Annotated in this window: 16 protein-coding genes; 7 read left to right on the forward strand and 9 right to left on the reverse strand. The window is 32.2% G+C overall.

What is annotated here, in order from left to right:
• Positions 1 to 103 precede the first annotated feature (103 nt).
• From Q4487_RS15900 to Q4487_RS15910, 3 genes are read left to right on the forward strand one after another with little or no spacing between them, the layout of a single operon-like run.
• Complete coding sequence (locus Q4487_RS15900; protein WP_303545032.1) at positions 104 to 2,605, forward strand: TonB-dependent receptor; 2,502 nt, start codon at positions 104 to 106, stop codon at positions 2,603 to 2,605.
• Positions 2,606 to 2,629: 24 nt separating this feature from the next.
• Positions 2,630 to 3,583 (forward strand): carboxylesterase, encoded by a 954-nt coding sequence (locus Q4487_RS15905; protein WP_303545029.1) that lies wholly within the window; start codon positions 2,630 to 2,632, stop codon positions 3,581 to 3,583.
• On the forward strand, positions 3,580 to 4,515 hold the full coding sequence (locus tag Q4487_RS15910) for a glycerophosphodiester phosphodiesterase family protein (protein ID WP_303545026.1): 936 nt from the start codon (positions 3,580 to 3,582) through the stop codon (positions 4,513 to 4,515). The genes Q4487_RS15905 and Q4487_RS15910 overlap by 4 nt, the downstream gene beginning before the upstream one ends.
• Before the next feature lie 76 nt (positions 4,516 to 4,591).
• Here the strand turns inward: Q4487_RS15910 and trpA are convergent, their stop codons facing one another.
• From trpA to Q4487_RS15955, 9 genes are all read right to left on the reverse strand, one after another.
• Positions 4,592 to 5,353, reverse strand: coding sequence for a tryptophan synthase subunit alpha (trpA, locus tag Q4487_RS15915; RefSeq protein ID WP_303545023.1), 762 nt, complete (start codon positions 5,351 to 5,353; stop codon positions 4,592 to 4,594).
• Positions 5,354 to 5,362: 9 nt separating this feature from the next.
• Complete coding sequence (gene trpB, locus Q4487_RS15920; RefSeq protein WP_303545020.1) at positions 5,363 to 6,544, reverse strand: tryptophan synthase subunit beta; 1,182 nt, start codon at positions 6,542 to 6,544, stop codon at positions 5,363 to 5,365.
• Positions 6,545 to 6,575: 31 nt separating this feature from the next.
• Complete coding sequence (locus Q4487_RS15925) at positions 6,576 to 7,217, reverse strand: phosphoribosylanthranilate isomerase (protein WP_303545018.1); 642 nt, start codon at positions 7,215 to 7,217, stop codon at positions 6,576 to 6,578.
• Entirely contained in the window at positions 7,217 to 7,999 is a 783-nt protein-coding gene (gene trpC / locus Q4487_RS15930) for an indole-3-glycerol phosphate synthase TrpC (protein WP_303545015.1), read from the reverse strand. The genes Q4487_RS15925 and trpC overlap by 1 nt, the downstream gene beginning before the upstream one ends.
• Positions 8,000 to 8,992: an anthranilate phosphoribosyltransferase gene (gene trpD / locus Q4487_RS15935; protein ID WP_303545012.1), complete on the reverse strand. Its 993-nt coding sequence runs from the start codon at positions 8,990 to 8,992 to the stop codon at positions 8,000 to 8,002.
• 45 nt (positions 8,993 to 9,037) lie between these two features.
• Positions 9,038 to 9,601 (reverse strand): aminodeoxychorismate/anthranilate synthase component II, encoded by a 564-nt coding sequence (locus Q4487_RS15940; RefSeq protein WP_303545009.1) that lies wholly within the window; start codon positions 9,599 to 9,601, stop codon positions 9,038 to 9,040.
• 4 nt (positions 9,602 to 9,605) lie between these two features.
• A complete protein-coding gene (locus Q4487_RS15945; protein ID WP_303545006.1) occupies positions 9,606 to 11,003 on the reverse strand; it encodes an anthranilate synthase component I family protein in 1,398 nt (465 codons plus the stop codon).
• Between the two features lie 241 nt (positions 11,004 to 11,244).
• Positions 11,245 to 11,805: a YceI family protein gene (locus Q4487_RS15950; protein ID WP_303545003.1), complete on the reverse strand. Its 561-nt coding sequence runs from the start codon at positions 11,803 to 11,805 to the stop codon at positions 11,245 to 11,247.
• Positions 11,806 to 11,825: 20 nt separating this feature from the next.
• Positions 11,826 to 12,284 carry a MarR family winged helix-turn-helix transcriptional regulator gene (locus tag Q4487_RS15955; RefSeq protein WP_100895120.1) on the reverse strand — a complete coding sequence of 153 codons (459 nt, stop codon included), beginning with the start codon at positions 12,282 to 12,284 and terminating at the stop codon, positions 11,826 to 11,828.
• A gap of 72 nt (positions 12,285 to 12,356) precedes the next feature.
• On the opposite strand from Q4487_RS15955, the gene Q4487_RS15960 reads away from it, so the two are divergent.
• The 4 genes from Q4487_RS15960 to Q4487_RS15975 all read left to right on the forward strand — a co-directional run bounded on the left by Q4487_RS15960 (position 12,357) and on the right by Q4487_RS15975 (position 15,331).
• Positions 12,357 to 12,668, forward strand: coding sequence for a rhodanese-like domain-containing protein (locus Q4487_RS15960; RefSeq protein WP_303544999.1), 312 nt, complete (start codon positions 12,357 to 12,359; stop codon positions 12,666 to 12,668).
• Between the two features lie 53 nt (positions 12,669 to 12,721).
• On the forward strand, positions 12,722 to 14,005 hold the full coding sequence (locus Q4487_RS15965; RefSeq protein ID WP_303544996.1) for a DUF2851 family protein: 1,284 nt from the start codon (positions 12,722 to 12,724) through the stop codon (positions 14,003 to 14,005).
• A 9-nt stretch (positions 14,006 to 14,014) separates the two neighbouring features.
• A complete protein-coding gene (locus tag Q4487_RS15970) occupies positions 14,015 to 14,242 on the forward strand; it encodes a PspC domain-containing protein (protein WP_072304946.1) in 228 nt (75 codons plus the stop codon).
• A 75-nt stretch (positions 14,243 to 14,317) separates the two neighbouring features.
• Entirely contained in the window at positions 14,318 to 15,331 is a 1,014-nt protein-coding gene (locus tag Q4487_RS15975) for a TrkA family potassium uptake protein (protein ID WP_100895123.1), read from the forward strand.
• Positions 15,332 to 15,340 lie beyond the last annotated feature (9 nt).

The following is a 15,340-nucleotide window of genomic DNA, read 5'->3' on the forward strand; positions in this document are numbered from 1 at the left end:
TACTTACTTAATGCGTGTTAATGTTAGTGTAACATTATTATAAAGTAGCCGCACTTTTAGCTTAACAATAGCTATATAGTTTTGGGCAACTTAAAAACACACAATGAAAAAGAATTACTATTTTATTTTATTATTACTAACAGTATGTACTGTTGCGGCACAAAACAAAGGAAATCTTAACGGGCAAGTAGTAGATGAAACAGGAGCTCCTGTAATTGGAGCTAATGTGGTTATACAGAGCATTTCTATGGGCGCGGTTACAGATGAATCTGGAGCTTATAAAATTGATGGCTTAGTCTATAAAACATATACAGTTACAGTATCTTACTTAGGGTACAAGAGTATAAAAAAATCAGTAACAATTTCTACTCCAAATACTACCGTAAACTTTAAATTAAAGGAACCTTCTTTTCAGTTGGATGGTTTAGTGGTTACAGCACAAAAAAGAGAACAGTTAAATAAAGATGTGCCAATTGCAATTACCTCTTACGGCAGTGAGTTTATAAACAATCAAGGTACGTTTGAGTATGATACTTTTTCAGATTATGTACCAGGTTTGCAAATCCAAATTCAAAGTGTAAATAACCCAGGTATAGTTGTTAGAGGAATTACTAGTGATAGCGGCGACTCTAGAGTAGAGCCAAGAGTTTCCGTTTTTCAAGACGGAGTGTCTATTAGTAAATCTCGTGGGTCTGTTGTAGAGCTGTTTGATATAGAACGTGTAGAGGTTTTAAAAGGCCCACAAGGAACTCTTTTTGGTAGAGGGGCGCAAATTGGAGCAATGCACATTATTCAAAATAAAGCTAAAAATGAGACTTCTGCTTCTTTAAAAACAGGTATTGGTAATTACAATCAGTTTTTAGTAAACGGTTATGTAAATACTCCTTTGGTAAAAGATAAGTTATTTGCTCGTGTAGCTGCAATTTACAATAGAAGAGATGGGTATATAGAAAACCTTTCTGGTGGAGACCTAAATGGTAAAGAAACTTTGGCACTTAGAGGTTCTTTAAAATATATGATTAGTGATAATACTACGTTTGATTTTATTGCAAATTGGCAACAAGATACACCTCCAGGTACTTCTTTTAAAAGTGGAACTTTTGCTCCTTTAGGAGGCGATTTAAATCCTAATTCTTTTGCAGACTTAGAGCGTGGTAAAGAACTGGGTTTAGACCGTACAGTTTATGGTTTTACTGGGATTTTAAAGTCGTCACTTAATGACAAGTGGGATGTAACTTCTATTTCTGCATACCGAAAATTTAACTCAGATGAAGCCTTTGATGCAGATGGTACAGCAGCACCAGTTTTATTTTTTAGAGAGGTTTCAGAAGGAGAACAATTTAGTCAAGAAGTACGTTTTAATTTTGATAATGATGATAAATTATCTGGTTTTGTGGGAGCAAATTTCTTTTATGAAAACGGATCACAAGCAGTTCCTTTTGAGGTTAATGAGCAAAGTTACCTAGCGCTTTTAGTAGCTACAGATGCTTTGGTAGTAAACGGTGTACCTACTTTGTTCCCTAACATTCCTAATGATCCTGGCAGTTTTGGACCATTGGCAGGTGCTCCATTATTATCTTTTAATAGCGAAAACTCTATTAATTACGGAGAAAATTATTCTGGTGATATTTTTGCAGATGCTTCTTATGATGTTACAGATAAGCTAACTCTTACACTAGGACTAAGAGCAACCTTAGAGAATAGTAATGCAGGTTTAGAAGTTATAAATGCAGATAATCCAGGGGTGTTAGGTAACTTTTTAGGAGCTTACCCTAACAACTTATTTACACCAACAAATGGAAAAATTACAGCTAGTGAAACATTTACATCTGCAGTAGGTAGGTTTGCAGTTAATTATGATTTAAGTGATGCAGTAACTGTTTTTGGTAATGTTGCACGCGGAAGAAGACCAAATGTAATTAATGTATCAGCTACAGAAGTAAATGTGTTGTCAGACGAAACTGTTTGGTCTTATGAGTTAGGACTAAAATCATTAATGTTAGACAATAAACTACAGTTTGATGTAAATGGGTACTTTTATGACTACAGTAACTTTCAAACAACAATAGCACGTTTAGATGAAACAGATGGTTTGGTAATTCTTCCTAATGATAGTGGTAGTGCAACTGCATTAGGTTTTGAGGCTGCTATGCAGTACCAATTTGCAAAAAGTAGTTCTTTCTTTGCTAATTACGGGTATATAGATGCTTCTTTTGACGATGAAGATTCAGACGGTAACCCACAGCAATTGGCAGGAAATACATTTAGGTTAACACCAGAACATTCTTTCTCTGCAGGATTTAATATCAACCCTACTTTAAATGATAAAGTTGCTGTATTTTTAAGGCCAACATACACTTACAAGTCTAAAGTGTTTTTTGAGGAAACTAATTTACCAAACATATCTCAAGATGGTTATGGTTTACTAAACATTAGAGCAGGTGTAACCATACAAGATAAATATGAGATTAGTTTGTATGCAACTAATGTTTTAGACGAGGAGTTTATTATAGATGCTGGTAATACAGGTGGTGCTTTTGGTATACCAACTTTTATTGCTGGTCCTCCTGCATTTTACGGATTGCAATTGTCTGTAAATTTTTAAACTAAATAATTAAAAAACAATTAAATGAAAAATAAAAATACATATATCCTTTCTTTATTTCTAGTATTTACGTTTTTTGCAACCGCACAAAAAGGGGCAAAAATGCAAGAACTAAAAGAGTTAGAGAAAAATATACAAATAGAGGAGAGTAATGTTGTTGGTCTTAAGGAAGATAATGAAGCACATATTATATGGTCAGACGATTATAAGTATAAAAAATCTCCTATAGCTTTTGTGTATTTGCACGGTTTTGGAGCTAGTTATGCAGAAGGTGAGCCAGTAATGTCTCAGTTATCTACTCACTTTAAAGCAAACACCTATATGGCTCGTTTAGAGGAGCACGGAATTTACAGAGATAATACGTTTGAAAACTTAACACCTGAGAATTACATTGCATCTGCAAAACAAGCAATTGCTTATGGCAAACTGTTAGGAGATGAGGTTATTGTAATTAGCACATCTACAGGTGGTACATTAAGCTTGGCAATAGCAGCAGAAGATAAAGATATAAAAGCGTTGGTTTTGTATTCTCCGTTTATAGATTTGCTTAACCCAGCAATGAAAGCAGTAATACAACCAGGAGGAAAAGAGCAATTTATCAAGGCTTTAGGAGGTACAATACAAGTGCAAAAACGTCCAGAATTAGAAGCAAAATATTGGTCTACCAACTATCACATAAATGGCTATATTTCATTAATTACTATGCTTACAAATACAATGACAACAGAAACTTTTTCAAAAGTCACTTGTCCTGTGTTTTTAGGATACTATTATAAAAATGAAGAAGAGCAAGATAAAGTTGTTTCTGTGCCAGCAATGCAAGTAATGTTTAATGCTCTAGGAACACCAGAAGAAGATAAAACTAAAATGGCTTTTCCAAGAAGTGGAAATCACGTTATAGCAAGTGATATTAGATCCAAAGATTGGGAAGGTGTGTATTTAAATACAGTTGACTTTTTAAATAAAATTATAAAATGAAATTAAAAATAGTTATTTGCGGCCTTATTGGTCTTGGTTTTATGGCTTGTAAGCAGAGCGATAAAAAGAAAGAAAAAAAAGAAGACGCAACTCCGGTTGAAGAAACAGTGGTAACTTATAATTTTGATTTAGAAGGTCACCGTGGTGCTAGAGGTTTAATGCCAGAGAATAGCATACCAGCTTTTACAAAAGCAATAGAGTTGGGGGTGAATACTATTGAGTTAGATTTGGCTGTAACCAAAGATAAACAAGTTTTGGTATCTCATGAGCCTTATTTTAATCCGCTTTTTTGTATGGATTCTCTTGGGCAAACTATTGCTAAAAAAGATTCGATTGCATTAAATATTTATGAGCATACGTACAAGCAAACTCAAAAATACGACTGTGGTAGTATGGGTAACGTTAAGTTTTCAGAGCAAGAAAAACAGTTTGTAACTAAACCTTTATTGTTAGATGTTATAGCTCTTGCAGATTCTTTAACAGCAGGTAATGCAACACCAATAAAGTATAATATAGAAATTAAGAGTTTACCTGAGGGAGATGGTATTTATCACCCTAATCCAAAAGATTTTTCTGATTTAGTTATAGCAACAATTAAAGATAAAATTGCTGTAGAAAATGTAGTGCTACAAAGTTTTGATTTTAGAGTGTTGCAATATTTACATCAAAATTATCCAGAGTACACATTGGCTGCTTTGGTATATAAAGATGATGTAAAAACTAATTTAGATACATTAGGGTTTGTACCACAAATATATAGTCCGTTACATAGTATGTTATCTAAAGAAGTTATAGCAGAACTACACTCTAAAAATATGAAAGTTATTCCTTGGACAGTTAATAATGAGACTGATATGGAAAACCTATTAGCAATGGGAGTAGATGGTTTAATTACAGATTACCCTAACAAGGCTATACAATACAGAAAATAATAACCGTAAATAACCAAAAAACAAAAAAGCTGTTTCAATTGTGAAACAGCTTTTTTTATGATCTAAAAATAAGTTCTTATCTTATTTTTTGTACAAACTCTTTAATGGTATCTACACCATTTTCTGTTAGGTGTTTTATAAATGCAGAGCCAATAATTGCACCTTTTGCATCTTCTGTTGCTTGTGTAAATGTCTCGTTGTTGTTAATACCAAAACCAACAATTTGTGGGTTTTTAAGTTGCATACTAGCTATGCGTTTAAAATAAGCAGTTTGCTCATCTCCAAAGCCAGATTTAGACCCCGTTACACTAGCAGAACTTACCATATAAATAAAGGCATCAGATGCTTCATCAATTTGCTTAATACGCTTGTTGCTAGTTTGTGGTGTAATTAAAAAGATGTTTTTTAAATTGTACTTTTTAAAAATAGCTTCGTATTCATCCTGGTAAACAGCCAAAGGTAAATCTGGCATAATTAAACCGTCTATACCAATTTCTGCACATTTTTTGCAAAAGGCTTCAACTCCATATTGTAACATTGGGTTAAAATATCCCATAACAATTAAAGGTATAGAAACTGTTTTACGTATATCTTTTAATTGCTCAAAAAGTAAGTTGGTGGTCATACCATTTTTAAGCGCAATTGTAGAGCTGTTTTGTATGGTTGGTCCATCTGCTAGTGGATCACTAAAAGGCAATCCAATTTCAATCATATCTATACCGCTAGCTTCTAAATCTTCAATTATTTTAACTGTATTGTTAAGCTCTGGGTAACCTGCTGTAAAGTACAATGAAAGAAGTTTTTTGTCTTCTTGCATTTTCTGATTAATTCTATTCATTATACAATTTTATAAGTTAAAATATTTAATGTAATTATCTAAATCTTTATCGCCACGACCAGATAAACTTAGTACAACAACATCGTCTGGTTTAAAAGTTTTGTGTTTAAAAATTGCTAAAGCGTGGCTACTTTCTATAGCAGGTATAATGCCTTCTAGTTTTGTTAGTTCTAAGCCAGCTTGCATAGCCTCATCATCTGTAGCAGAGTAAAACTCACCTCTGCCAGATTTATATAAATGTGCGTGTAATGGTCCTACACCTGGATAATCTAAACCAGCCGAAATAGAGTAGGGCTCTGTAATTTGTCCGTCTTGCGTTTGCATTAATAAAGTTTTGCAACCGTGTATAACACCTTCTTTACCAAGAGCAGATGTAGCAGCACTTTCGCCAGAATTTATACCTTTACCAGCAGCTTCTACTGCAATAATACCAACTTCTTCTTCGTGTAAAAAGTGATAATATGTACCAGCAGCATTACTACCACCACCAATACACGCAACTACATAATCCGGATTTTCGCGTCCTTCTTTTTCTTTTAGCTGCCATTTTATTTCTTCAGATATTACAGATTGAAACCTAGTAACCATATCTGGATAAGGATGCGGCCCAATTGCAGAACCAATAATATAATGGGTATCTACAGGATTATTAATCCAGTCACGAATAGCTTCATTAGTAGCATCTTTTAATGTTTTACTACCAGAAAGAGCAGGTCTTACTTCTGCTCCAAGCATTTTCATACGTGCTACGTTTGGTGCTTGGCGAGCAATATCAATCTCTCCCATATAAACAACACAATCCATATCCATTAGTGCGCAAACTGTAGCTGTAGCAACGCCGTGTTGGCCAGCACCAGTCTCTGCAATAATACGTTGTTTACCTAGTTTTTTAGCCATTAAAATCTGACCAATAGTATTGTTTACCTTGTGTGCACCTGTGTGGTTAAGATCTTCTCTTTTTAAATAGACTTTTGTATTGTACTTCTCAGACAATCTTTTTGCAAAGTACAAAGGAGACGGCCTGCCTACGTAATCTTTTAAAAGCTGATCAAACTCTGCTTTAAAGTCGGGCTCTGCCATAACTTTAAGGTAATTTTGACGTAGGTTTTCTACGTTAGGATATAACATTTCTGGAATATAGGCACCGCCAAATGTTCCGTAATATCCTTTTTCTGTTACATTATAATTCATCTGAATTAGTGTTAAGTATTAAGTACTTAGTTTAGATACTTAATGCTGTTTTAAATTCTTTTAATTTTTCAATATTCTTTAATCCTGGTTCTGTTTCAAAACTACTGTTTACATCTATTGCAACACAGTATTTTGAAGCAGTAGTTTTAAAAAACTCTTTAATTTTATATACATCATCTACACCAATACCGCCACTTAAAAAGTACGGTTTGGTAGACGGGTAGTTTTCTAAAACAGACCAGTTAAATGTATAGCCGTTACCGCCAGGTAGTTTGCCTTTTGTATCAAATAAAAAGTAATCGCATACTTTTTCAAAGGGAGCAAGAATGCTAAAATCAAAACTATCTTTAATAGAAAAAACTTTTATTATTTGTGGTTGTTTACCTTTTAATCCCAAATTAGAATTTCGCAAGCCTTTACAAAATTCAGGAGACTCTTTACCGTGTAATTGTACAATATCTAAATTATACTGGTTTATACGATCTACAACATAATCCAAATCAGCATCAACAAAAACACCAACTTTTTTAATGTTTTTAGGTATGTTACCCATTTTACCATTAAAAAACCGAGAAGAAGGCTCCCAAAATATAAAACCTAGAAAATCTGGTTGCAATGTAGCAACAGCCTCCATATTTTCTAAATACTTCATACCACAAACTTTTAGTTTCATTAGGCTAAAGATTTAATAAAATTGTTAGCACTATCGCCAGGATTATTAGTTTTCATAAAGTTTTCACCTATTAAAAAGCCTTTGTAACCATAGGGTTGTAATTCTTTAATAGCTTCTATATTACTAATGCCACTTTCAGATACTTTAACAAAATCATTAGGTATTAATTTAGATAGAGATTTACTAGTATCTAAACTCACCGTAAATGTTTTTAAGTTACGATTATTTACACCTAACATATCTAAACTAGGCATAATAGATTTGTGCAACTCTTCTTCGTTGTGTACTTCCAATAAAACATCTAAGTTTAAGCTTTTGGCAAACTCAGAAAATTGTTTTATTTCATCTCTAGTAAGTATGGCAGCAATTAATAAAATAACATCTGCACCATATGCTTTTGCTTCTAGTATTTGGTATTCATCTATAATAAATTCTTTACGTAGTAATGGCATTTGCACTGCAGCTCTAGCGGTTAACAAGTCATCTAAAGAGCCACCAAAGTATTTACCATCTGTTAAAACAGACATACCGCAAACACCAGCATTTTGGTAACCAGTAGCAACATCTTGTACCGATAGGCTATTATTTATTACTGCTTTTGATGGCGATCTTCTTTTATGTTCTGCAATAATGCCAGAATTACTATTTATTAATGCTGTAGCCAAAGAGTTTGTATTTCTATTAAATAAAACTGAAGTTTCTAATTGGGATACAGGAATAAGAGATTTTCTTAAATCTACCTCCTTGCGTTTGTCGCGTACTATTTTTTCTAAGATATCCATTTATGCACTTAGCTTTTGTAATTTTTTTAATGCTTCTAATCCTTTACCGCTACGCAAAGATTCTTGCGCCATTAAAAAGCCTTCTTTAGGCGTAATATTTTGTACTGTAGCAATTGCAATACCTGCATTGGCACAAACAACATTGTTTTGCGGATTTGTACCCTTACCGCTTAAAATATCTACAAATATTTTTGCAGAAGCCTCTACTGTATCACCACCAACAATATCAGATTGGTTTATTTGCTGAACCCCAAAATCTTCTGGTTTAAGCATATTTTCTGATAGGCGCGATATTGTTTTAGTGTTACCAGTTAAACTAATTTCATCATAACCATCTAAGGCGTGTAAAACAGTAAAGTTTTTGTCTGTATTTTGATAAAGGTAACCATACATTCTTGCTAATTCTAAATTGAAAACACCTACCATTTGGTTTTTAGGAAAAGCAGGGTTTACCATTGGGCCTAGCATATTAAAGAATGTTTTAACAGCTAACTCTTTACGTATTGGCGCAACATTTTTCATTGCAGGGTGAAAAAGCGGCGCGTGCAGCACGCAAATACCAGCTTTGTCTATAGTTTTTTCTAAAAAGTCAACGTCATTACTAAATTTAATTCCCAAAGACTCCATTACATTACTACTACCACATTTACTAGACACACCGTAATTACCGTGTTTGGTAACTTTAATGCCAGCGCCTGCAGTAACAAAAGAAGCAAGTGTAGAAATATTAAAAGTATCTTTGCCATCACCACCGGTACCACATAAATCTATGGGGTTATAGGCAGATAAATCTACCGCCAAACATAGCTCTAGTAATGCATCTCTAAAACCTTCTAACTCTTCAATAGTAACACTGCGCATCATATAAACAGTTAAAAAAGCTGCAATTTGACTTGTGTTATAATCGCCTTTGGCTATGTTAACCAAAACATTTTTGGCATCTTCTTTAGAAAGAATTTCGTGATTAATTAATCTATTTAATATTATTTTCATTTTTATTTTTTTAATTGAATAAGTAAATTTTACAAACTGTTTATTTTATTTATTTACCCAATTTTTTAGCATTTGTTTGCCTTCTGGTGTTAAAACAGATTCTGGATGAAACTGCACAGCGTTAACATCATAAACCTTATGGCGTAAAGACATTATTTGTCCGTTTTCATCTACAGAAGTAGCTTCTAAAACCTCTGGTAAATCTGGGTTTACAACCCAAGAATGGTAGCGCCCAACCTTTAATTTTTTGCCTAAACCTGCAAATAAAACATCGTCTTTTGTTACTGTAATTGTGGTAGCAATACCGTGGTAAACTTGCTCTAAATTAATTAAAGAACCGCCAAAAACTTCACCAATGGCTTGTTGACCTAAACAAACACCTAAAATGGTTTTAGTTGGAGCGTATGTAGCAATAATTTGTTTTAGTAAACCTGCTTCATCCGGAATACCAGGACCTGGAGAAAGTACTATTTTTTCAAAAGCATCTACTTCTTCAAGTGTAAGTTGGTCGTTTCGTTTTACTGTAACATCACAATCTAAATCTTCTAGGTAGTGCACTAAATTGTATGTAAAACTGTCGTAATTATCTATAACTAGTATTTTTTTCATTGTCTTAAATATTCTCAGCTATTTCTAAAGCTTTGGTTAGTGCTCCTAATTTGTTGTATGTTTCTTGTAGTTCGTCTTTTGGGTTAGATGCGGCAACTAAACCTGCACCAGCTTGGTAGTGTAATTGATGGTTTTTACTTAAAAAAGTTCTAATCATTATAGCGTGATTAAAATTCCCATTAAAATCCATAAAACCAATGGCGCCACCGTAGTATCCACGACTAGTTTTTTCATATTTTTCTATAAGTTGCATAGCCATATGCTTAGGCGCACCGCTTAAAGTACCAGCAGGAAAAGTGTCTGCAACAACCTTCATTGTAGGTATGTTGTCTTTTTTAATCCCTGTAACTTTAGATACCAAATGTATTACGTGAGAGAAAAACTGAACCTCTCTATAGTTTTCTACGGTAACTGTGTTTCCGTTTCTACTTAAATCGTTTCTGGCTAAATCTACCAGCATAACGTGTTCACTGTTTTCTTTGTCGTCTTCTGTTAATTCTTTGGCAATAATTGCATCTTTTTCATCGTTACCTGTACGTTTAAAAGTACCAGCAATTGGGTGAATTTCTGCCTTACCATCTTTTACAATAATTTGTGCCTCTGGCGAGCTACCAAATATTTTAAAATCTCCATAATCAAAATAAAATAGGTAAGGAGATGGGTTTACAGAGCGTAAAGCGCGGTATACATTAAATTCGTCTCCTTTAAATTCCTGAGAAAACCTTCTGGATAAAACAAGTTGAAAAACGTCTCCACGCTGGCAATGCTTTTTAGCTAAATCTACTTGATCTAAAAACTCTTTATCTGTTAAGTTAGAAGTTGCTTCGCCTTCTTTTGCAAAGTTATATGTAGCAAAGTTTCTAACATTTAATAATTGTTCTATTTCAGGTATGTTATTTTCTGTATTGTAGGTGTGAGCAAATATGTAGGCTTCATTTTTAAAATGATTAATAGCAATTACATTTTTATATACCGCATAATACATATCTGGTATAATAACAGAATTATCTTTTTTAGTAATGTTTATGTCCTCAAAATAACGAACAGAATCATAAGCCATATAGCCAAAAAGGCCATTGTTTATAAATTTAAAGTCGTTATTGTTAGAGCTAAATTTATTGCTAAAATTGTGTAATACTGTTGCTACATCTACACTACTGTCTATAGTTGTAGCAGTACTAGTACCATCTGGGTAATTCTCTAAAATAGTTTCGTTTTCTATCTTTATAGATGCAATAGGATTGCAGCAGATATAGGAAAAACTATTATTATTTGCGTGGTAGTCGCTACTTTCTAATAAAATACTATTAGGAAATTTATCCCTAATTTTTAAGTACATACTAACAGGTGTAATAGTATCTGCAAGTATTTTTTTGTAGTGTGATGTTAGATTGTATTTCATTTTAACTTTAAATTTTTTAAATAAAAAAAGGCTTGTCGTGATAGACAAGCCTTTTATGTATATTGTTACAATGGTGCTTTGCTCACGACGTTTGACGTAAGTTGTTCCACCACCATATGTTAGTTGTTATTTTCATTAGGTCAAATATATAAAGGAATTTTATAATACCCAACAAGAGTTGCATAAAAAATAAAAAACCTCACAAAAGTGAGGTTTAAAACATTTATTGGTTTTGTTTTATTTAGAATTGTAAATCTACAACAAGATCAAAATCGTCATAAATAGCTTTGTCTCCTAAGTTTTCAATAAAACTACCAGACTTGTATTTAATGTCAAAGTCTGTTCTGTCTATTTTTAAGCTAGCTGTTGCTTTGCTACCATATACAGATATTGTAAAGTCTACAGGTTTTGTAATGTTTTTTATTGTTAGATTACCTTTTGCTGCATATGCATTTTTACCTGTTGCTTTACCAACTGTAAAAACTAGTTTAGATGTTGTGTTTTTTTCTGTGCTAAAGAAATCATCAGACTTTAAGTGTCCTTCTAATTTTCCTTTCATTCCACCTTCTAAATCTGTAACTGTTAAAGTTGTCATATCTACAACAAATTCACCAGCAGATAGTTTATCATTTTTAAAAACTAAAGAACCGTCTTTAAATTTTAAAGTTCCTTCATGAGAACCAGTTACTTTGTATCCTTTCCAGGTGATTTTACTAGACTCTGTATTAATTTTTTTCTCTTGAGCTGTTAATGAAGCAACAGAAAATACTAATGCTAAAATACTAATTGATAATTTTTTCATAATTCTTGTTTTTATTTGTTTTAATTGTCTGTATTTAATTTATTTAAAAGTTTATTTAAGGATATTAAGTCTTCTTGTGTAACATTTTTTAATAGTAACTCTTCCATATTTAGCATGGCTTTACTCATTTTAACCAACTCATCTTTCCCTTTTTTAGTGATGTAAATTTCTATTTTTCTTCTGTTATCAGGGCAAATACTTCTTTTAACTAGTTTTTTTAGAATAAGTTTATCTACTAATCTTGTAGTGTTACTCATTTTAGAAACCATACGTTCGTTTAATGTGCTAAGGTTAGCCGCTTTTCCGTTTTGGCCTTTTAAAATGCGTAATACATTAAATTGCTGTACAGAAACATCAAAAGGTTTTAAGGCTTCTGTTGTTTTTTCAGAGATGTGCTGGTGTACTAAAGTCAAATGAATAATTGTTTTACCTTCTAGAGGTAATGGTTTATTCGTTTTTAAAATTTTGTCTACATCCATGTTGCTACAATAATTGTATATACAAATGTATGTAATTTTTATTTTAATTACTTTTGAAAAAAAATATTTAATATGGATTTAACACAACAAGAGTGGAGTGCAAAAATGGCAGAGGATGCCAACGCTTTTATATTAGACGTAAGAACTGAAGATGAAATAGCTGAAGGTATTATACCAAATGCAGTAAATATAGACATTTACAAAGGTCAAGGTTTTATAGATGAACTTGAAAAATTAGACAAAACAAAAACATACTATGTGTATTGCAGATCTGGTAACCGCAGTGGGCAGGCTTGTGCAATTATGAATAGCATTGGTTTTGAAAACGCTTATAATTTAGAAGGCGGTTTTATGAATTGGGAAGGTGAAGTTGCTGAGCAATAGACTTGTTAACTTTCTTTTGTTTACTTTAGTAAGCAAACAATTTTAATATAGTTATGCGTGAAGACCTTTTACATTTTATATGGAAATATAAAAAAATACAATTAAAAGGCTTGCAAACAACAAAGGGAGACGCAATTACAATTACGTCTGTTGGCACGCATAACTATAATGAAGGGCCAGACTTTTTTAATGCGCAATTAAAAATAGGAAACCAGCTTTGGGCAGGTAATGTAGAAATACATATAAACGCATCAGACTGGTATGCGCACAATCATGAGAAAGATAAAAATTACGACAATGTAATTTTACACGTTGTTTGGCAAGAAGATGCTACAGTTTTTAGGTCAGACAACTCAGAAATTCCTACGCTTGTTTTAAAAGACTATATTCCTTTACATATTTTAAATAATTACAAGCAATTATTTTCTTCAAAGAACCAAAAATTTATCAATTGCGAAAAAGACGTAGCGACAGTAGATTCTTTTTTAATGCAAAATTGGTTAGATCGTTTGTATTTTGAGCGTTTAGAGCAAAAATCAATCTTAATACAACAACTTTTAACAGATTCTAATAACAATTGGGAGCATGTGCTTTTTGCTTTATTGATGAAAAATTTTGGCTCTGCAATAAATGGAGAGTCGTTTTTGCAACTTGCAAAAAATATAGATTTTAGTGTTTTTAAAAAAGTAAGTGTAAAACCATTACAAGCAGAAAGCCTTTTGTTTGGTATGTCTGGTTTGTTACAAAATGATGAAATTTTAGATAACTACTATTTAGAGTTGAAAAAAGAATATGCTTTTTTAGCACATAAATTTAATTTTAGTATTCATGATCAGGTTTCAGTAGCTTTTTTTAAATTAAGACCAACCAATTTCCCTACAATACGTTTATCTCAATTATGTGCTTTGTATGTTAAGCATCAAACTTTATTTGCAAAACTAATGCAAGCAAAAACAGTAGATCAAATTTATGATTTATGTAATGTTGTAGCTAGTAATTATTGGGATAATCATTATACGTTTGGTAAAGAATCTAAGGTTAGTAAAAAAAGACTAACCAAGTCTTTTGTAAATTTATTAATAATTAACACCATTTTACCTTTGCGCTTTTGTTATTCTAAATATGTGGGTAAAGATGATAATGAAAATATTTTGCAAATAAGTACTGCTTTAGATAAAGAGCAAAATAGTATTGTTTCGGGCTTTAAAAATATAAAGCTTAATGTGCAAAACGCAAAAGATAGTCAGGCTGTTTTGCAATTGTATAAAATGTATTGTACAAAAAATAAATGCTTGCAATGTGCGGTTGGTAGTAGTTTATTAAGTAGAAATGGTTAATTTTATGGTATGAAATTTTTCTATAACATTTTATACTATTTTCAAAAACGAGGTTTTGAGGTTTGTAGGCGTATTGCAGAGCGTTTTGGTATACGAGCGCGTATTGTACGTACATCTTTTATATACCTAACTTTTGCAACCTTAGGGTTTGGTTTTGCATTGTATTTGTTTTTGGCTTTTTGGTTAAAAATTAAAGACTTGTTGTACACTAAAAGAACTTCTGTATTTGACTTGTAACAATACAATACCTTCTAAAAGAAAATTGTTGCAAAAAAGCAACCAATATCTTTGTAATTAACATCATAATATTAAGTGAAGCTTTTAAAACTATTTAGGTCCAAAATTTATATAGCACAGCTATTAATTGTTTCTATTTTAGTAATAGGAGTCTTGGGTTACAGGTATATATCTAATTATAGTTGGATGGAAGCTGTGTATATGACAGTAATTACAATGGCAACAGTTGGTTTTTCAGAGGTAAAACCCTTAGATACGCCATCTAAAATTTTTACTATATTTTTAATAATATCTAGTGTTTTTATTGTTGCTTATGCAATATCTGTGGTTACAGAATATGTTTTGGGTAAAAATTCTTTACAAATTTTAAAAAAGAAGCGTGTGAAAAATAAAATAAAAGATTTTTCTGGTCATATTATTATTTGTGGTTACGGAAGAAACGGTGCGCAAGCAGCAGAACGTCTAAGTAGTTATAAGAGACCTTTTGTAGTTATAGAGAAAGACAAAGAAGTAATTGAAAAGTATGAAGAAGACATTCTTTTTATTGAGGGTGATGCCACGGATGATGAATCTTTAATAGAGGCAGGTGTAGCTAAAGCAAAATATTTAATTACAGCAATGCCAGATGATGCATCAAATTTATTTGTAGTGTTATCTAGTAGGCAATTAAACAAAAATCTTTTTATTATTAGCAGGGCCTCGTTGGTAAACTCAGAACGTAAATTAATATTAGCAGGAGCGGATAAAGTTATAATGCCAGATAAAATAGGTGGTGATCATATGGCATCTTTAGTGGTAATGCCAGATTTAATTAGTTTTTTAGATAAGCTTTCTACAGAGGGTAAACACACCACAACTTTAGAAGAAATTGCTATAGAGGATTTAACAGATAACATAACAAGTAACTCTATAAGAGATTTAGATTTAAGAAAAAGAACAGGTTGTACTATAATAGGTTACATTGCTCCTGATGGTGAATATATTATTAATCCAGAAGCTAATTTGCAGCTAGAATCTAAAAGTAAAGTTATAGTTTTGGGTAGGCCAGAGCAAATTATGAAATTGAATGAAATCTTCCAGATTGATTGATAATTTAAT

It is taken from the genome of Cellulophaga sp. 3_MG-2023, from assembly GCF_030546975.1.
In the GTDB taxonomy this organism is placed as follows: Bacteria; Bacteroidota; Bacteroidia; order Flavobacteriales; family Flavobacteriaceae; genus Cellulophaga.